The sequence below is a fragment of the Novosphingobium sp. KA1 genome (assembly GCF_017309955.1).
GTDB lineage: Bacteria > Pseudomonadota > Alphaproteobacteria > Sphingomonadales > Sphingomonadaceae > Novosphingobium.
Map to the genome: position 1 here is coordinate 305,364 of NZ_CP021248.1, position 19,037 is coordinate 324,400.

Here is a 19,037-nt window from a genome sequence, read left to right on the forward strand (position 1 = left end):
TTCCGCTCGTTGTTGGTGTGTTGCCCATAGTCACCTGCGCATGGCGACGCCATGGGCAATGCGCGCATCAAGCCCGCATTTGCCGAATAAATGGAATGGTTCGTCATGTTCGGCGCCTCACCGCACAACGGCCAGCCCGATGCGGAACCGGGTCGTGCGGCGGTCATAATCGAGCAGGTTCTCGCCATAGCCGTAGAAGCTTTGGCCAAAGAGATAGAAGTCGGGACCGCCACCCAATATCCGTCGCAGGGGATAGGACATGTCCGCCGAGACTGCGCCCTTGCCTGTCGACAGGTTGAAACGGGTGGAGGTGGAGAGGCGCAGTCCATTATCCTCTCCAACCTCCATAAAGAGGCTGCCATTGCCCCTGTATCTGCGAATGTCGGGATTGTCGGAGCGGTCGCCGACAAAGAGCCACGCACGTGGCGCCACGGTCAGGCGCCAGCCACCGCTCAGCGGGAAAGCCGCCATGGGCGCGACATAGATGCTGTTGATACTGCGCGAGGCATCGCCGTCCCGGCCGTTGGATTCATGGCGCAGGCCGATTTGCCCGCTTACCGTCGCCTTGCCCGCGATCGCGACAGGCTCCGACAGATAGAAAAGCTCGGGCTGGTAGTCGATGTTGCGGAAGGGCGATGATTCCGCACCCAGATCCCAGAACATACGCTGCGTGTATGCGAAGTAGAGGCCGTCCCGAAGGGATGCATGATCTTCTTCGCGGGCGCGGCTGCCGAAGAGTTGATATTTGAAGCTCAGCTGGATGCGCGCTTCGCTGTTCGTGCCCGGACCGTACACGGCGTAGATCGGTTCATAGGCCGACAAATTTTCGAGGAAGGCGTTGCCGACTGTCCGGTCTGCTGGCGGTGGCGCGGGCAGGGGGGGCGCCTGCGCCGCCACCTGTGCCGTTGCCTGCGTGGAAGGCGGAGCGACTTCGAGCGCGATCCTTTGATCGTTCCACGCGGGAACCGACAATATTTCGCCGGCACTGGACGAAGCGAGCCGGTATGCCGCCTTGGCGAAGCTGCCAGGTGCAAGCTCCAAGGAGGCAGGCGTAGACGAGGCGCGCTCCAGCCAGACCGCATGCGCAACGTCGTCTGCGGTGAGCGTGGCGGCGACGCGATCAGGCAGAACGACAGTTTTTTGGGTGTCTGAAGCGTTCAGCAGCCGAACGTCGACCTCGACATTTCCGCCAGCTTCGCGAAGCGCGGCGCGGCTGATCAAAATCTCGATGCCATCCTGAGCCATAGCAGGCGTCGCGATGAGGAGGGCGGCGGAAACCGCCGAAAGGATCGATGCGCGTGTCATGCGTGAAGATGCTGTCCGTTGTCGACCGGGATCACGGTGCCCGTGATCCGCTTTGCGGCGTCGCTGACAAGGAAGGCCGCGAGCGCGCCGACGTCAGCGATATCCACCAGTTGCCCCTGTGGAACCTGTGCCGCCGCGCGGTCCAGCAGTTCGTCGAAGCGGTCGATCCCGCTGGCCGCGCGCGTCGAAATCGGGCCGGGCGATATGGCGTGCGCACGAATACCCTTTGGTCCGAGTTCTGCAGCCATGTAGCGCGTTGCGCTTTCCAGCGCGGCCTTGACCGGACCCATCATATTATAATGCTCCACCACACGTTCGGAGCCGTAAAAGGTCACGCAGAGCAGGCAGCCCCCGTCCGTCATCAACGGCTCTGCCAGCTTCGCCATACGCAGAAAGCTGTGGCAGGATACATCCATCGCCATGGCGAAGCCGTCTGCCGAACTGTCGATCACCCGGCCATGCAGGTCATCCTTGGGTGCGAAGGCGATCGAGTGCAGCAGGAAGTCCAGACCACCCCAGCGTTTTTCAACTTCCGCAAAAAGTGCCTCCATCTGGCCCGGTTCGCGTACATCGCAGGGCGCGGTCCATTCGACGCCCAGCCTGTCCGTCACCGGTTGAACCCAATCCTGCGCCTTGCCGTTCACATAGGTGGCGGCAAGCCGCGCACCGCCGCGTGCAAACGCTTCGGCACAGCCGGAGGCGATGGAATGTTCGTTGGCGATGCCAATGACGAGGCCGCGTTTTCCGCGAAGGTCGATGATGGGGTTCACGGCTGCACTCCAAAGAGAACGGAAAGAGTGTGAAGGCAGATCATATGCTCCTCGTCGGTAGGGATGACGCGGACCTTTACAACGCTGTCATCGAAACTGATGGCCGGAGCGCCGGCCGCGTTGGCGATTTCGTTGATCTGGATACCAAGCCATTCGAGCCGCTGGCAGATACGGCTGCGTATGTCGGCCTGATGCTCGCCGATACCGGCCGTAAACACGATGCCATCCAGGCCGCCAAGGGAGGCCGTCAGGGCGGCGACCTCTCGTGCGGCACGCCAGACGAACAACTCTATTGCATCCGCAGCCTCGGCACGGTCGCTCGCTGCAAGTTCCCGCATGTCACTGGAAATGCCGGAAACGCCGAGCAGACCCGACTTGCTGTAGAGCATGGACTCCACCTCCGAAGCGCCCATGCCCATCTGCGTCTGGAGATGCAGTACAACGCCGGGGTCGAGCGCACCGCAGCGTGTTCCCATCATCAGTCCGTCGAGCGCGGTGAAACCCATCGTTGTGTCGACGCTTTTTCCGTCCGCCATGGCGCACATCGATGCGCCATTGCCCAGATGCGCCACGACCACGCGCCCGCGCGCCATGGCCGGGTCGATTTTGCGCAGTTGATGCGCGATATATTCGTAGGAAAGGCCGTGAAACCCATAGCGCCTGATCCCCTGATCGTGCAGCGCTCGCGGTAGGGCAAAGCGCGTGGCCAGCGGCGGGCGGTCATGGTGGAATGCGGTGTCAAAGCAGGCCACCTGTGGCAGTTCGGGCGCGATGGCGGCAATGGCGCGGATCGCTCCAAGGTTATGCGGTTGATGGAGCGGGGCGAGCGCACTGAGGCTTTCCAGCTCATCCAGCACCGCATCGTCAATCAGGCACGGTCGTGAGAAGTCTGTGCCGCCATGAACGACGCGATGGCCGATGGCGATCACCTCGCGTCCGTCGAGATGCTCTGTAGCCCAGGCAAAGAGCCAGGCGAGGAGGTCGGCATGCGTCAGCGCGGCTTCATCCCGCCAGTCATGCTCCTGCAGCAATGCTCCTGCAGCATCACGGATCGTCAGGCGCGGGGAAATACCGATGCGTTCGATCTTGCCGCCTGCCGAGAGAGTGGGCGTGCGGTCGTCATCGAGCGTGAAGAGGGCGAATTTGATGCTGGAGGAGCCAGCGTTGAGGCTGACAATCGCCTTCATGCGGGTGCCGCTCCGGACTGTGCTTCGGTTGTCTCTTCGGTGCCGGGCAATCCCGGCGCCGCCTTTGTCGCTGCGCGTGAGAGCAGTACCGCCACGGCGCAGGAGGCAAGCCGCGTGCGCAGACTGTCCGCCCGGCTGGTGAGGATGATGGGTACGCGGGCACCCAATACCACGCCCGCAGCATCCGCGCCGCCCAGAAAGGTCAGCTGCTTGGCCAGCATGTTGCCCGCCTCAAGGTCTGGCACGACAAGGATATCGGCTTTCCCGGCGACGCGCGAAACGATGCCCTTTTCCTTTGCGGCCGCTTCGCTGACGGCATTGTCGAACGCGAGCGGCCCATCGAGCAGCCCGCCCGTGATCTGGCCGCGGTCAGCCATTTTACAAAGAGCCGCCGCATCGAGGGTCGTCGGCATGGCGGGGTTGACGGTCTCTACTGCCGACAGGATCGCGACCTTTGGTTCCTTGCGACCAAGGACATGGGCAAGGTCGATGGCGTTGCGGATGATATCCGCCTTTTCCTCCAGATTCGGCGCGATGTTGATGGCCGCGTCGGTGATGATGAGCGGTTCCGGATGCCCCGGCACATCCATGACATAGGCGTGACTGATACGGCGTTCGGTACGAAGTCCGTTGGCACGCGATACGACCGCGCTCATCAGTTCGTCGGTGTGGAGCGACCCCTTCATCAGCAGGACGGCTTCACCCGAATGGATCAACCCGACCGCCTTTGCAGCGGAGTCATGGCTATGGGCGGTGGCCACCAGCCGGTATGCGGAAATATCCTTGCCCGCTTCCTTTGCCGCAGCGCGAATGCGCGCTTCGGGGCCGACAAGAATAGGATTGATCAGGCCCGCTTCGGCGGCCTCCACCGCTGCTGCGAGCGCCGCCGCCGAACAGGGATGGGCCACGGCCGTCAGTGCCGGATTGCCGGCAACAGCTTCTATCAGGCGATGATAGCCGTCATGATCGGACAGGCGGATATCGGGAAGCGCGACACGCGGGCGACGGATTTTCTCGGTCGGCGCTATGACTTCTGCTTCGCCCGCGATAACCGTTTCGCCATGCTGGTTTTCGCAACGGCAGTCGAGCAGGATGATATGTCTGTCGTCGTGCTTTTCCCTGACGGTCACCGACGCGGTTATGACATCCCCTATGCCAACCGGCCGTTTGAAACGGAGAGACTGGCTGAGGTAGATCGTGCCGGGGCCAGGCAGTTCCGTGCCCAGAACAGCGGAAATCAGGCCGCCGCCCCACATGCCGTGCGCAATGACCCGGCGAAAGAAATCCCCTTCGGCGAATTCAGGATCAAGATGCGCAGGGTTCACGTCGCCGGAGGCCAGCGCAAATACCTGAATGTCCTTCTTTGACAGCGTGCGGGTCACACTCGCCGTATCGCCTATCGCGATCTCGCCATAGGTTCGGTTCTCGATCGTGTCGGTATCGTCCAAGGCTACTTCTCCAGAACATAGCTGCCCGGCGCGTCGCCGAGCGTCGGATAACCCTTGTCCGCTGCGCCCATGGATGGCGGGGGTACGGATGCGCCGGAACGTGTGCCGAGCCATTCGCCCCACGCCGTCCACCACGACCCCTCCTGTCGGGGTGCGCGCTCCCGCCATGCCGTCGGGTCGAGCGGTGGACCGTCCATCTCGCGCGTCAGCACCTGAAAGTGCCGGTTCTTGCGGCCGGGCTCGGATACGATACCGGCATTGTGGCCGCCGCTCGTCAGGACGAAGGTTGTTTCCGCGCCGGTGAGCATGTGGATCTTATGCACCGACTTCCATGGCGCCACGTGATCGCGTTCTGTGCCGACAACGAAGAGCGGTGCACGGATCGCCGCCAGCGCGATCGTGCGGCCATCGACTTCATACTTGCCCTCGGCCAAGTCGTCATTGAGGAACAGGCGGCTGAGATATTCGCTGTGCATGGCGTAAGGCATCCGGGTGCCATCCGCATTCCACGCCATCAGGTCGATCATCGGCTCACGCTCGCCCAGCAGATATGTCTGAAGGACGTGTGACCAGAGAAGGTCGTTGGAACGCAGCAGCTGAAACGCGCCGCCCATCTGGCTGCTGTCGAGGAAGCCGTGGCTCCACATCATGTTTTCCAGGATGTTGAGTTGCGCCTCGTCGATGAAGAGCCCGAGTTCGCCCGGCTCGCTGAATTCGGTCTGCGCGGCGAGGAGTGTCATGCTTGCCAGGCGGGTGTCGCCATCGCGGGCCATTGCCGCCGCGGTGATCGACAGGAGCGTGCCGCCAAGGCAATAACCGGCAGCATGGACCTTTGCGCTGCCGGTGATCGCCGTGATCGCATCCAGCGCGGCGATCGGCCCGAGGCGGCGATAATCATCAAGGTCGAGGTCGCGATCCTGCGTGCCGGGATTGTGCCACGAGATCATGAAGACAGTGTAGCCTTGCCCCGTCAGCCATCGAACCAGCGAGTTTCCGGGCGACAGATCCAGGATGTAGTATTTCATGATCCAGGCGGGCACGATCAAAACCGGCTCTGGCCGGACCGTCTCTGTGGTCGGTTCATACTGGATGAGTTCCATGAGCCGGTTGCGGAAGACGACCTTGCCCCTTGCCGTGGCGACATTCTCGCCGACGACAAAATCCTCCGTGCCGACCGGGCGCTCTCCGCGCGCCGTGCGTTGCACATCCTCAAAGAAATGACGCATGCCGTCGGCCAGGCACTGGCCGCCGGTTTCCACTATTCTTTGTTGTACCACCGGGTTCGTGGCGATGAAGTTTGTCGGCGCAAACATGTCGAGCATCTGGCGTGCCGTGAACTCCATAATGTCTTCATGATGCCTGCTGACCCCGCCGATCCCGGTGGTCGCGGCGTGCCACCATTGCTGATTGAGAAGGAAGGACTGGGCGAGCAGATTGAACGGTGGCTGTTTCCAGGCGGCATCCGCAAATCGCCGATCCTGCGGCAGCGGTTCGATGGCCGGAGCGGCATCGGGATCCTTGGCGCTGCGCGCGACGAAATCCAGCATGCGAAGATATTTGCGGGACAGTTTCGCGCCGAGTTGAAGCTGCTTCCCCGGAGAACGGGCAAGATGCATCGCCCAGTCAGAGGCGGCGAGCGCAAGTGTCGAGGGTGAAAGGCCGAAAGTCGCCTGAGCGACGGCCGACGCGGCGGCTCTGTCCAGCACATCGCAAATACTGTCCAGCGGATCGGGGCGCTCTTGCTCAGCGGGCATGTGGCACCTCCCCATAGATCATCGTCCGTTGCTGCCGTGCGCCAAGAAGTGTTGCGGGATCATCTTCGGATGAGGCGCGAAGGGCAGGCACACCGCTGGCGAGCAGATCCAGCGTAGCGTCAATGAACGCCGTCTTTTCCTCGGCTGTGTTCGACAGGCCGCCCTGCCGCAGGATGCGTCGCTGGGGGATCGTTACAAGCGCGTCAAACAGGAAGCCGGCAACGAAGTCGATTTGCTCCGGCGTCGCTTCCGACACCCCAGGGTCGCTCCGTAAAATGTTTTGAAACGCGCTGACCCAGTGGTCGATTACGCGCTGATATGTCCCGTCTTCCAGATCGGGTTCCAGGCGACGCAGTTCCTCCCTGAGCCCCATGAATGCCAGCGCTCTTGGTGTGGTGGTCGCCTCGACAAGAATGTTGGCAAGGAAGGCCATCTTTCTTCGAACATTCCCTTGCGGCAGTGGCGTGTCCACAAGAGCCGCAAAATAGCCTCTTTCCTGTTCGCGAATGGCCAAGAGCAAGCCGCGCTTCGACCCGAAGCGCTGATAGAGCGTACGTTTGCTGACCTGCGCCGCCGCAGCCACGGCATCCATGCTCGTTGCTTCGTAGCCGCGCAGGAAAAACTGCTGGGTCGCGACCTCCAGAATATGGGTGCCCAGCAATGTGGTGATGGAGCCGGGCGGCCGGCCAATTCTCGAGTGCGGTGCGGGTATCTGGGGCTGTCCCGGTATGGCTTTGCCCATTTCTTTTTCCTCGGTGCGCGAATGCAGAATCATAGGCTGGAATATGACCTGAAGCGATATATACACTTATACGTATACATACTGATTCCTGCGTGCCGATGGAAAGAGTGAAAGGCGATCATCCGAGCGACAAAGGAGCTGAGTTCTCGATGACTGGAATCGCGATCGTAACAGGCGGGACACGCGGCATAGGTGCCGCGGTCACGAAGGCCTTGAAAAAAGAAGGATATCAGGTCGCAGCCATCTATCACGGCAACGATGTGGCGGCTGAGCGCTTTGCTCGGGAAAATGCTGTGCCGATATTCAAATGGGATGTTTCGGACGAGGCGGCCTGCCTCGAGGGCACTGCGCGGGTTGAACAGGAACTCGGCCCTGTTTCCGTTCTTGTGAATAATGCAGGAATCACACGCGACGTGATGTTTCACAAGATGAAGTGGGAGGATTGGCGGGCCGTACTGTCCACCAATCTCGATTCCATGTTTGCGATGACGCGGCCTGTGATCGAGGGCATGCGCGAGCGGCGTTCCGGCCGCGTCATCAATATTTCGTCGATCAATGGCCAAAAGGGGCAGGTCGGGCAGGTCAACTACTCTTCCGCGAAGGCTGGCGTGATCGGCTTCACCAAGGCGCTGGCGCAGGAAAACGCCGCACGCGGCATCACGGTCAACGCAGTGTGCCCCGGTTATATCGACACTGATATGGTCGCTATGGTTCCGGATGAGGTCAAAGCGAAGATCGTGTCCACGATTCCGGTGGGTCGCCTTGGGGCGCCCGATGAAATCGCCTCTGCTGTGACCTGGTTGGTTTCTCCAATGGCCAGTTTTTGCACCGGATCGGTCCTTACCGTGAACGGTGGGCAATATATTGCCAATGGGTGATGCTGCGCTTTCACCTACCTTACGGGGGCATCAATCCCCGCGTCTCCACGTAACCTTGAACTGACCTGAAAGGATTTTTCAGATGAGCTATCCCTTCGATCAATGGACGACTGTTGCCGGTGCGAACCGGGACCTGCTTTTGAAATATGCCGAGATCATGCGGCATGCGGGCGAACGCCAGGCGAGCATCGCGACGCATACGCTTGCGATCCTGTCGCCCAAGAACGGCGAACAGGCGCAACCTGTGCATGCGCCGAACTTCTCCGGATTCTCGGAGATATGGCAGGAAATCGAACAAAACCGGCAAGCGACCATGGAAGAAACCAGGGCAGCCTTCAAAGCGTGGCAGGCGGACGTCGGCCATTGCTTTGAGGCCGACGCCGGCCGTCAACAGCTCGCTGCAGCCTTTGAGACATGGACATCATCCTTGTCGAAGTTGTGGCCCGGTGCTGCCGCAGGCGAGAAAGGCAAAGCCGAGAAAAAGCCGGCGTCCTGATGATTGCTTGAGTCAGAGTCATGGACCTCTCCTTCCATATTTCATGAGGGCTAGGAGGTGCGTGTGCAGGCTGGCTGGAACTTGATCGTGGCGTCAGAAAGGGACGATGTGCGGCACAAATTTGGTTTTGGAACAGGGGAGGCCCGAAGAGGGTGGCAAGCGTCACGGGCCGCCTGCGCGCTTGCTGTTTTCGGCTTTCTTTCGGGATGTTCATTCGCGCCGGACCATGTGCGACCGGCCCAGCCGGTCCCTGCTGTCTATAATGCGGAGACCGTACCCGGCAGGGCGATCGCATATTTGGGCTGGCGTGATTTTTTTCGCCATGCCGAGCTCCAGCATCTGATCGAGGAAGCGCTTGCGAACAATCGTGATGTCCGCATTGCGGCTACGCGGGTGGCGGAGGCACGCGCGGCCTGGCGTATCGAGGGGGCGTCCCTGTATCCTCAACTCGATGCTGTGGGAACGGGCACGCGGGGACGTACGCTGTTCAACCTGCCGACGGTCGGGGCCACACCGGTCGATGTGAAACAGATCAGCGCGCAGTTGAGCGCCAGCTGGGAAATCGACTTTTGGGGGCGTCTGCGGAATCTGCGCGATGCCGCGCGGTGGCAATATCTTGCCACGGAAGAAGCCCGCAGGGGTGTTGCTACCAGTCTGATCGCGCAGGTGGCCAATGGCTATCTGCTCGAGCGCGAATATGAGGAACGTGTCGCGCTCGCAAAGGATTCCATCGGAACACGCGAAGAGTCCCTGCGCATCATGCGCCGACGCTTTGACGTTGGTTCCGGTTCAAAGCTGGACATGATGCAGGCACAGATCCTGCTGGCACAGGCGCAGGCAACGTTGCAGGGGCTGGAGCAGGATCGCGTCGTCAATCGCAATGCCCTGGCGCTGTTGGTAGGACGGCCGGTGGACATTTCGCCGGGCAGACTTTCCCTTGCGGACGTGCCAGAAAACATGGTCCTGCCGGCCGGGTTGCCTTCGGATCTGCTGACCAATCGTCCGGACATTGTTGCCGCCGAGTATCAATTGCGCGCGGCCAACGCCAATATCGGCGCTGCCCGTGCTGCCTTTTTGCCCAACATCAGTCTGACGGGTGCCTATGGCACCATGAGCGACGAACTGGACGGACTGTTTTCAGCCGGAAGCAAGGCGTGGACCTTTGCACCGACCATAGCCCTGCCGCTCTTCAATGCCGGTCGACTGAAGGGCAATCTGGACGTGGCGAAGGCGCGGGAAGAACGCGCCGTCGCCGAGTATGAGCGTACGGTGCAGGCTGCGTTTCGTGACGTTTCCGACGCGCTGGTGCAGCGTCGGCAGTTGCAGCTTCAGATCGGTACGACACGCACGATGCTCGATGCGCAACGCGAACGCGCGCGGCTCGCGCTGCTCCGCTTTGACAATGGGCGATCGGCCTATCTGGAGGTTCTGGACGCGCAGCGCGATCTGTTCGACGCGGAACAGGCGCTCGTCCGGCTTCGGCGCGCCGAACTGGCGAGTATCGTCGCGCTCTATTCAGCGCTGGGCGGCGGTTTTGTCGCTGACCAGACTTTTGACAACGGCCCTCAGGGCAACACTGATGGGGGATCCAATCCATGACGCAGCCGACGAAGAAGACCTGGCTTATCAGGGGAGGGATCGTGGCAGCCGTGGCCGCAATAGGGCTTCTGCTCTGGTCGCTGCTGAAGCCGTCGGCGCTGCCGGAAGGCATCGTCGGCGGGAACGGGCGGATCGAGGCGCTGGAGATCGACATTGCCGCCAAAAGCCCGGGCCGCATTCGCGATATCGTCAAGGACGAGGGCGAACTGGTCAATGCGGGCGACGTGGTGGCGCATATGGATGTCGAGACGCTGAATGCGCAGTTGTCCGAAGCGCAGGCGCAACTGGCGCAGGCCCTGAACAATGTCCAGATCGCCGAAACGCAGGTCGGCCAGCGGCAAAGCGAGCATGCAGCCGCGGTGGCGACAGTCCGCCAGCGGGAAGCAGAGCTCAATGCCGCGCGTAAGCGCCTTGCCCGGTCCGAAACGCTGGCGCGTGAGGGCGCAACGCCGGCGCAGGAGCGCGACGACAATCAGGCGGCCGTCGAAGGGGCGGCGGCAACCGTCGAGGCGGCCAAAGCGCAACTGGCATCGACGCAGGCCGGAATCGCTGCGTCGCGCAGTCAGGTGATCGGCGCGCGCTCCAACGTCGATGCGGCGCGCGCGACGATCGTGCGGATAAAGGCAGACATCAACGATGCCGATCTGCGCGCGCCGCGCGGTGGCCGGATCCAGTATCGCGTGGCGCAGCCGGGCGAGGTTGTGGCCGGCGGCGGACGCGTGATGAACCTGGTCGACCTGTCGGATGTGTATATGACCTTCTTCCTGCCGGAAACGACCGCCGGGCGTGTCGGCATCGGTAGCGAGGTTCGTCTCGTGCTCGATGCCGCTCCACAATATGTCATTCCGGCGAAGATCAGTTTCGTCGCCGACGTTGCGCAGTTCACGCCCAAGTCGGTGGAAACGGAGAGCGAGCGCCAGAAGCTGATGTTCCGGGTGCGCGCAAAAATCGATCCCGCGCTTCTGCGCCGTCACATCGCGCAGGTGAAGACCGGGTTGCCAGGCATGGCCTATGTCCGTGTCGATCCCAACACGCCCTGGCCAGCCAGTCTTTCCAATCTTGTGAAGGAATAGGCCAGTGGCCTTGTCTGCGGAACGCCCGATGGTCGTTCGCCTTGCACAGGTGCGCCTGCGCTATGGCAAGGCGGAAGCGCTGCGCGGGATCGACCTGGATATAGAAGCCGGCCGAATGATCGGCGTCATCGGCCCCGATGGTGTGGGCAAGTCCAGCCTGTTCGCGCTGATCGCCGGCGCGCGCGCAGTGCAGGAGGGGACGGTCGAGGTTCTGGGCGGCAACATTGCCGACAGCGACCATCGGGATGCCGTCTGCCCGCGCATCGCCTATATGCCGCAGGGGCTGGGCAAGAACCTCTACCCCACGCTGTCGGTAGAAGAGAATCTGCAGTTCTTCGCGCGCCTCTTTGGCCACAGCGCAGAGGAACGCCGGCGACGCATCGACGATCTTACCCGGAGCACCGGCCTGTATTCCTTCCTGTCCCGCCCGGCGGGCAAGCTGTCAGGCGGGATGAAGCAGAAACTGGGGCTTTGCTGTGCGCTGATCCACGACCCAGACCTGTTGATCCTTGACGAGCCGACCACCGGTGTCGACCCGCTGGCGCGCGCGCAGTTCTGGGACCTGATCGCCCGTATCCGCAAGCAGCGCCCCGGCATGAGCGTGATCGTGGCGACCGCCTATATGGACGAGGCGCAGCGTTTCGACTGGCTCGTCGCGATGGACGATGGTGCAGTGCTGGCCACCGGCACACCCGCCGAAATCCTTGAACGTACGGGCTCCGACAATCTTGAGGCGGCGTTTGCTGAGTTGTTGCCCGAGGAAAAGAAGCGCGGGCACAAGCCGGTGATCATTCCGCCGCTCGACGTTGACGAGAATGACATCGCCATCGAAGCCCAGAATCTGTCGATGCGCTTCGGCGACTTTGTCGCGGTCGATCATGTCAGCTTCCGCATCCGGCGGGGCGAGATATTCGGCTTCCTTGGCTCCAACGGTTGCGGCAAGTCGACGACGATGAAGATGCTGACGGGCTTGTTGCCAGCCAGCGACGGGCAGGCCTGGCTGTTCGGCAACGTGGTTGATCCGCGTGACATGGCGACGCGCGGCAGGGTTGGCTATATGAGCCAGGCCTTCTCGCTCTACAGCGAGCTGTCGGTCCGGCAGAATCTTGAGCTGCATGCCCGGCTGTTCCATGTGGCTGCCGACGAAATACCGGGCCGGGTCGAAGAGATGGCGGCGCGGTTCGGGCTGGAGCCTGTGATGGACGATCTGCCCGAGCGCTTGCCGCTCGGTATCCGTCAGCGCCTTTCCCTGGCCGTCGCGATGGTTCACAAACCCGAGTTGCTGATCCTCGACGAGCCCACCTCCGGCGTCGATCCTGTTGCACGCGATGCGTTCTGGAGGCTGCTCGCCGAACTGTCGCGGCGCGACAAGGTGACGATCTTCATTTCCACCCACTTCATGAATGAAGCGGAACGGTGCGATCGCATGTCGATGATGCATGCGGGCAAGGTGCTGGACAGCGACGTTCCGGCGAAGCTTGTGGAAAAGCGGGGCGCAAAGACACTCGAAGAAGCGTTTATCGGCTATCTGATCGAGGCAACGGGCGAGAGCGAGGTCGAAGCGGAAGAGGTGACGCCGGATCAAGCCCGGGTCGTCCATGAGCCGCTTCCCGTGAAGCAAAGTTTCAGTCTCCAGCGCATGTTGAGCTATGTCTGGCGTGAGGTGCTCGAACTTCAGCGTGATCCCGTGCGGGGCACATTGGCGCTGGGCGGCACGGTCATATTGATGCTGGTGATGGGCTTCGGAATAACGCTGGACGTCAACGACCTGCGCTATGCCGTGCTCGACCGGGATCAGAGCAGTGTGAGCGAGCGCTACCAGCTCGACATTTCCGGATCACCCTATTTCACCCAACGACGTCCGATTACAGACTATGACGACCTCGATCGGCGGATGAAGAATGGCGAACTGGCGCTGGCCATAGAGATACCACCCAATTTTGGCCGCGATGTGCAACGCGGCCAGGATGTTGCCATCGGTGCATGGTTCGATGGCGCGATGCCGCAACGCGCGGAAACGGTGCAGGGGTATATCCAGGGCATGCACCAGCACTGGCTGGCCGACCAGATGCGTATGGCCGGCATTTCCGGGACAGCTGGATCCGTATCGGTTGAAAATCGCTTTCGTTACAATCCCAACGTCACCAGCCTGCCTGCGATGGTACCGGTCGTCATTCCGCTATTGCTGCTGATGCTGCCGGCCATGCTGACGGCTTTGGCGGTGGTGCGAGAGAAAGAGACCGGTTCCATCATCAATCTGTATGTCACGCCAGTGACGCGATCGGAATTCCTGCTTGGGAAGCAGCTCCCCTATATCGCGCTCGCCATGATCAATTTTGCGGTCATGTTCCTTATGGCGATCTTCCTGTTCAACGTGCCGCCGACCGGTAACGTGATGGCGCTTGTCACGGCGGCATTGCTATTCTGCGTGATATCGACGGGCATGGGGCTGTTGGCGTCGGCGGTTACGCAAAGCCAGATCGCAGCGATGTTCCTTGCCATGATGGGTACGCTGATTCCGACCATTACCTATGGTGGCATGCTTGATCCCGTATCCTCGCTCGAAGGCGGGGCTCGGATCATCGGCGAAATATATCCCTCGGGTCACATGTTCACGATCAGTCGAGGTATTTTCAACAAGGCGTTGGGTTTCGCCGACTTGCTCGGAGCCTTTTGGCCATTGCTGATTACCGGGCCTTTGATCATCGGCGTGGCTACTATGCTCCTTGCAAAGCAGGAGCGTTGATCATGCGCCGGAAGTTCGCGAATATCTATCGGCTGGGCGTCAAGGAGCTGTGGAGCCTGTGGCGGGATCCTACCATGCTGTTCCTTATCATCTTCATGTTCACTTTCGCAGTCTATTCGGCCGCTACAGCCTCTCCCGAAAGCCTGCACAGGGCATCGATCGCTATCGTGGATGAGGACAGTTCGCCGCTCTCCCAGCGGATCGCTTCGGCCTTTTACCCGCCGCAGTTCGTAAAGCCTGTCATGATCGCGCCAGCACAGATCGACCCCGGCATGGACGCGGGCGTCTACACTTTCGTGCTGCACATTCCATCGGGCTTCCAGCGCGACGTCCTGGCGGGGCGATCGGCCGAAATACAGTTGAACACGGACGCCACGCGGATGACGCAGGCCTTTTCCGGCAGCGGTTATATCCAGCAGATCGTGTTGAGCGAGGTTGAAGAATTCAGGACGCGGTATCGCGGAGAAAGTTCTTTGCCGGTACGTCTGGAACTGCGTGCCCGCTTCAATCCCACGCTGGATAAAAGCTGGTTCGGCGCGCTGTCCCAGATCATCAACCACATTGCGATGCTGTCGATCATCCTGACGGGTGCAGCACTGATCCGCGAACGGGAGCATGGCACGATCGAGCATTTGCTGGTCATGCCCGTGACGCCGTTTGAGATCATGCTCAGCAAGGTATGGTCGATGGGGCTGGTTGTGTTGCTGGCCGCTTTCATATCACTTCAACTGGTCGTCAGGGGCGCACTGGGCGTGCCGGTGGCCGGCTCTCAGCTGCTCTTCTTTGCGAGCGCTGCGCTGGTTCTGTTCGCGACGACATCACTCGGCATATTCATGGCGACGATCGCCCGGAACATGCCGCAATTCGGCATGCTGTCGGTTCTGGTACTGTTGCCGCTCCAGATGCTCTCGGGCGGTACGACCCCGCGCGAGAGCATGCCCGAATTCGTTCAGAACGTCATGCTCGTCGCGCCGACGACGCACTTCGTGCAACTGGGGCAGGCCATCCTGTTCCGTGGCGCAGGCATCGATGTCGTATGGCCGCAAATGCTGGCGGTCACCGCGATCGGCACCGTATTTTTCGTTATCGCGTTGAGGCGTTTCCGCAAGACCATCGCATCGATGGCCTGAAGCAGCAGCTAGACATCCAGCCGCTGCTTCACGTCCGTCAGGAAATCGACATGCGCATCGGCGGTTGTATAGCCCCGATACATCGTGCCGACGCTGGCATGCGTGCCGCCGGCGTCACGCCAGCGGCGCAGCGTGTCGAGTGTTTCCGGCACGTCGAGCCCGCGCCCGGTCTTGTCCTGCAGCACGAGGTGAAAACCGAAGCCGCCCACTGGTCGTTCGCTCTGCGCGAGCAATTCCTTGATGCGGGTGATGCCGGGAAGCGCACTTTCCTCCAAACCGGCCGCGAAGATAAACCCGTCCGCCATACGGACCGCGCGTCGATAGGGCGCCTCGCCGAAACCGCCGCAGAAAATCGGAATCTGTCGTTTGGGGCGGGGAATGATGTTGCCGCGGTCCAGGCTGTGGAAGTCCCCCTCGAAGCTGACGACGGGTTCGCCCCACAGCCGGCGCAGATAGGGAATCTGCTCGTCCATCTTCTTGCCGCGCGTGTGAAAATCCTCGCCGAGCGCATCATACTCCACATAGTTCCAGCCGGTTCCGACACCGAGCGTGAACCGCTGGCGCGATACAAGGTCAAGATCGGTCGCCTGCTTGGCAACCAGCACCGTCTGGCGCTGGGGCAGGATCAATATGCCCGTGATGAACTCGATCCGTTTGGTGATGCCGGCGAGATAGCTGAATGCGGTGAACGGGTCATGGAACGGATGTTGCTCGGTGTAGGGGCCCCATAGTGGGGGATCGCGTCCTTCGTGCACCGCGCCGACGACATGATCGTACATGAGCAGCGAATGGCTCTGTTGCAAAGATTGGCGGCAGTCAGAGGTAGGCTGTCGCTCTGCGCCGATCAGGCGGCTGCTGCGAAATGGTGGTTGAGCATGCCCATGGCCTCCGTCAGCGCCGAGGGCCCAATGCCAAAAGCTCTCTCCACAAGGCGCACCTCGCCCCTGATGCCGGGCTGCAGGCACCAGGGGCGAGCCTGTCCTTTGCGCAGGGCTCGCATGACTTCGAATCCCTTGATCGTGGCATAGGCCGTGGGGATCGATTTGAAACCGCGCACCGGCTTGATCAGTATCTTGAGCTTTCCGTGATCGGCCTCGATCACGTTATTGAGATACTTCACCTGCCGGTGGGCCGTCTCCCGGTCCAGCTTTCCTTCGCGCTTCAATTCGGTGATCGCTGCACCATAGCTCGGCGCTTTGTCGGTATTGAGCGTGGCAGGCTTTTCCCAGTGCTTCAGGCCTCGCAGGGCCTTGCCCAGGAACCGCTTCGCTGCCTTGGCGCTGCGGGTCGGCGACAGGTAGAAATCGATCGTGTCGCCCCGCTTGTCGACTGCCCGGTACAGGTAGGTCCACTTGCCCCGCACCTTGACGTAGGTTTCATCCAGGCGCCAGCTCGGATCAAAGCCACGCCGCCAGAACCAGCGCAGCCGCTTCTCCATCTCCGGGGCGTAGCACTGGACCCAGCGATAGATCGTCGTATGGTCGACCGAAATGCCGCGTTCCGCCAGCATTTCCTCAAGGTCGCGATAGCTGATCGGATAGCGACAATACCAGCGCACCGCCCACAGGATCACATCACCCTGGAAATGGCGCCACTTGAAATCCGTCATCGTTCCGTCCGTCCAATCTCCGCCAAGCATGCTCAAGCTTCACGATTTTTGCAACAGAGCCCGTTGCGCTATCCCGGGCGCGCTCTTGCCCCGGGCGAACTGATCCCCCAGGCCATCTCGGCCTTTTTGGGCGCCCAAATCGGTATCCCGGGTGAGGCGCTCGTACGCTACGCTGTCCGTCGTCAGACCCGGCAGCAGCACATGGAAGCGCTGCGCCGTATTTACGGCTATCGCATGTTTCCGGGACAAGGTCGTTATTCTCGAGCCTTTCGGCAGTGGCTCGTCGAGGAAGCGGAACAGGCTCACTCGAATGAAGATCTGGCCCGCCGCTTCGTTGCACGCTGTCGCGACACGATGACCATCCTGCCGGCGATATCGACAATCGAGCGATTATGCGCTGATGCATTGGTTGCAGCCGAGGGTCACATTGAAGCCCGTATCGTCGGCCGACTTGATCTCGAAATGCGTAAACGTCTGAACGCGCTGTTGACAGAGGTCATGCCCGTCAATGTCAGCCGGTTCGTCTGGCTTCGGAAATTCGAGGTGGGCCATAACTCGACGGCAGCAAACCGTCTTTTGGATCGGCTTGAATTCCTTCAGGGCTTTGGTTTGTCGGTACAGAGCCTCGCCGGTGTTCCGATGCACCGGATTGCACGGCTACGCCGGCAGGGGGAGCGTTACTTCACCGATGAGGTGCGCGATACCGGCGCGAACCGCCGGTTGGCCATTCTCGCGGCCTGCGTCATCGAATGGGAAGCGGCCATGGCCGATGCGGTGGTGGAAACTGTTTGGTCCCAACATGTGATGGTGTAAAAGTATCCCCATCACAGCGGAGGGATTTATGGGCCAGGTTCTCCATGGCAGCGCCAAGACCACGCACGCCATTCGAGCAGAGCTACAGCGATCGCAAGCTTCGGTCGCGCACCTCGCCAAGAAGTACGGGATCAACGAGAAAACGGTCCTGAAGTGGCGCAAGCGGCAATCGGTGGAAGACTTGCCGATGGGACCGAGGGAGCGGCGCAGCACTGTGCTCTCCCCAATGGAGGAAGCCGCGATCGTGGCGCTGCGGGTGCAGGCCCGGCTGCCACTCGACGATGTTTACATCGCGCTCAAGGACGTGATCCCGCATCTGAGCCGCTCGTCGTTGCATCGCTGCCTGCAACGGCATGGGATCAGCCAGTTGCCCAAAGCCGATCGCGAGAAGCCGCAGAAGTTCAAGAACTACGAGATCGGCTACTTCCACATCGATATCGCCGAACTGCGTTATGAGGATGGCAAGGCCTACCTCTATGTCGCCGTGGACCGCACATCCAAGCTGGTCTTCGCACGCATCTATCGCAGAGCGACGAAGCTGGTCGCAGCCGGCTTCCTGAAAGCATTGATCAGGACGGTGCCCTACAAGATTCACACCATCCTCACCGACAACGGCGTGCAGTTCGCCCAGTTCGAGCGTGGCACCGGCCTGTCCTTCCCGCACATCTTCGGCCGCGTCTGTCAGGAAAACGGTATCGAGCACCGGCTAACCAAGCCCTATCATCCCTGGACCAACGGGCAGGCCGAACGCATGGTGCGAACCATCAAGGAGGCGACCGTCAAATCCTTCCATTACGCCTCGATCAACGAACTGCGACGGCACGTCCGTGACTGGCTGACCGCCTACAACTTCGCCAAGCAGCTCAAGGCGCTCAAGTTCCGAACGCCTTACGAAGCTGTCGAGGAACTCTGGAAATCAAAGCCTCACATCTTTATCGTCAAACCTAACCATCACATGTTGGGACTAAACACCTAACTGGCCCGATCTGTTCCGCAGCGTCGCCACGGTCAACGGCGGCAGGATCACCCCCAGCCAGTTGCTCCGCAAACTGGCGTCCTATCCCCGGCAGAACGATCTGGCCCTGGCTTTGCGCGAGGTAGGCAGGGTCGAGCGAACGCTGTTCCTGATCGACTGGATTCTCGACGCTGACATGCAGCGGCGGGCCCAGATCGGCCTCAACAAAGGCGAAGCGCATCACGCACTCAAGAATGCGCTGCGCATCGGCCGTCAGGGCGAGATCCGGGATCGGACCAGCGAAGGCCAGCATTATCGGATCGCGGGGCTCAATCTGCTCGCAGCCATTATCATCTACTGGAACACGCTCCACCTTGGTAAGGCTGTCGATCAGCGCCGCCGGGATGGTCTCGACGTTCCGCCTGAATTGCTCGCGCACATCTCGCCGCTAGGATGGGCTCATATCCTGCTTACCGGCGAATACCGCTGGCCCAAGGGAGCCGAGCCGTTATAAAATTGTCCGGTAAAGCCG

15 protein-coding genes and 2 pseudogenes are annotated in these 19,037 nt (G+C 61.2%); 9 read left to right on the plus strand and 8 right to left on the minus strand.

Features of this window, described 5'->3' with window-relative positions; all coding sequences use genetic code 11:
• Positions 1-117: 117 nt before the first annotated feature.
• From CA833_RS19090 to CA833_RS19115, 6 genes are read right to left on the minus strand one after another with little or no spacing between them, the layout of a single operon-like run.
• Positions 118-1,305 carry a phospholipase A gene (locus CA833_RS19090; RefSeq protein WP_122129148.1) on the minus strand — a complete coding sequence of 396 codons (1,188 nt, stop codon included), beginning with the start codon at positions 1,303-1,305 and terminating at the stop codon, positions 118-120.
• Positions 1,302-2,075 carry an enoyl-ACP reductase FabI gene (gene fabI / locus CA833_RS19095; RefSeq protein ID WP_122129147.1) on the minus strand — a complete coding sequence of 258 codons (774 nt, stop codon included), beginning with the start codon at positions 2,073-2,075 and terminating at the stop codon, positions 1,302-1,304. The genes CA833_RS19090 and fabI overlap by 4 nt, the downstream gene beginning before the upstream one ends.
• Positions 2,072-3,262, minus strand: a complete 1,191-nt coding sequence (locus CA833_RS19100) for an acetate/propionate family kinase (protein WP_122129146.1) — start codon at positions 3,260-3,262, stop codon at positions 2,072-2,074. Before CA833_RS19100 ends, fabI begins: the two co-directional genes overlap by 4 nt.
• Complete coding sequence (locus CA833_RS19105) at positions 3,259-4,710, minus strand: bifunctional enoyl-CoA hydratase/phosphate acetyltransferase (RefSeq protein WP_234831428.1); 1,452 nt, start codon at positions 4,708-4,710, stop codon at positions 3,259-3,261. The genes CA833_RS19100 and CA833_RS19105 overlap by 4 nt, the downstream gene beginning before the upstream one ends.
• Positions 4,711-4,712: 2 nt before the next feature.
• Positions 4,713-6,464, minus strand: coding sequence for an alpha/beta hydrolase (locus tag CA833_RS19110; protein ID WP_122129145.1), 1,752 nt, complete (start codon positions 6,462-6,464; stop codon positions 4,713-4,715).
• Positions 6,454-7,239, minus strand: coding sequence for a TetR/AcrR family transcriptional regulator (locus CA833_RS19115; protein WP_122129144.1), 786 nt, complete (start codon positions 7,237-7,239; stop codon positions 6,454-6,456). The genes CA833_RS19110 and CA833_RS19115 overlap by 11 nt, the downstream gene beginning before the upstream one ends.
• 116 nt (positions 7,240-7,355) lie before the next feature.
• On the opposite strand from CA833_RS19115, the gene phbB reads away from it, so the two are divergent.
• From phbB to CA833_RS19145, 6 genes are all read left to right on the plus strand, one after another.
• Positions 7,356-8,084, plus strand: a complete 729-nt coding sequence (gene phbB, locus CA833_RS19120) for an acetoacetyl-CoA reductase (RefSeq protein WP_122129143.1) — start codon at positions 7,356-7,358, stop codon at positions 8,082-8,084.
• An 82-nt stretch (positions 8,085-8,166) separates the two neighbouring features.
• Entirely contained in the window at positions 8,167-8,580 is a 414-nt protein-coding gene (locus tag CA833_RS19125; RefSeq protein ID WP_122129142.1) for a hypothetical protein, read from the plus strand.
• Between the two features lie 108 nt (positions 8,581-8,688).
• Positions 8,689-10,179, plus strand: a complete 1,491-nt coding sequence (locus CA833_RS19130; RefSeq protein WP_122129200.1) for an efflux transporter outer membrane subunit — start codon at positions 8,689-8,691, stop codon at positions 10,177-10,179.
• A complete protein-coding gene (locus CA833_RS19135; protein WP_122129141.1) occupies positions 10,176-11,252 on the plus strand; it encodes an HlyD family secretion protein in 1,077 nt (358 codons plus the stop codon). Before CA833_RS19130 ends, CA833_RS19135 begins: the two co-directional genes overlap by 4 nt.
• Positions 11,253-11,280: 28 nt before the next feature.
• Positions 11,281-13,998 carry a ribosome-associated ATPase/putative transporter RbbA gene (gene rbbA / locus CA833_RS19140; RefSeq protein WP_122129140.1) on the plus strand — a complete coding sequence of 906 codons (2,718 nt, stop codon included), beginning with the start codon at positions 11,281-11,283 and terminating at the stop codon, positions 13,996-13,998.
• A gap of 2 nt (positions 13,999-14,000) precedes the next feature.
• Positions 14,001-15,128 carry an ABC transporter permease gene (locus CA833_RS19145; protein ID WP_207080806.1) on the plus strand — a complete coding sequence of 376 codons (1,128 nt, stop codon included), beginning with the start codon at positions 14,001-14,003 and terminating at the stop codon, positions 15,126-15,128.
• Positions 15,129-15,136: 8 nt separating this feature from the next.
• Here the strand turns inward: CA833_RS19145 and CA833_RS19150 are convergent, their stop codons facing one another.
• On the minus strand, positions 15,137-15,907 hold the full coding sequence (locus CA833_RS19150; RefSeq protein WP_207080807.1) for an LLM class F420-dependent oxidoreductase: 771 nt from the start codon (positions 15,905-15,907) through the stop codon (positions 15,137-15,139).
• A gap of 65 nt (positions 15,908-15,972) precedes the next feature.
• On the minus strand, positions 15,973-16,737 hold the full coding sequence (locus CA833_RS19155; protein WP_001389365.1) for an IS6-like element IS6100 family transposase: 765 nt from the start codon (positions 16,735-16,737) through the stop codon (positions 15,973-15,975).
• A 48-nt stretch (positions 16,738-16,785) separates the two neighbouring features.
• Between CA833_RS19155 and CA833_RS19160 the strand changes: the two are divergent.
• The 3 genes and pseudogenes from CA833_RS19160 to CA833_RS19170 form a co-directional block, all read left to right on the plus strand.
• A pseudogene (locus tag CA833_RS19160) lies at positions 16,786-17,523 on the plus strand (DUF4158 domain-containing protein); the annotation flags it as partial.
• 55 nt (positions 17,524-17,578) lie between these two features.
• Positions 17,579-18,526 (plus strand): IS481 family transposase, encoded by a 948-nt coding sequence (locus tag CA833_RS19165; RefSeq protein ID WP_142632503.1) that lies wholly within the window; start codon positions 17,579-17,581, stop codon positions 18,524-18,526.
• A pseudogene (locus CA833_RS19170) lies at positions 18,525-19,019 on the plus strand (Tn3 family transposase); the annotation flags it as partial. The gene CA833_RS19165 and the pseudogene CA833_RS19170, both read left to right, overlap by 2 nt.
• Positions 19,020-19,037: the final 18 nt, after the last annotated feature.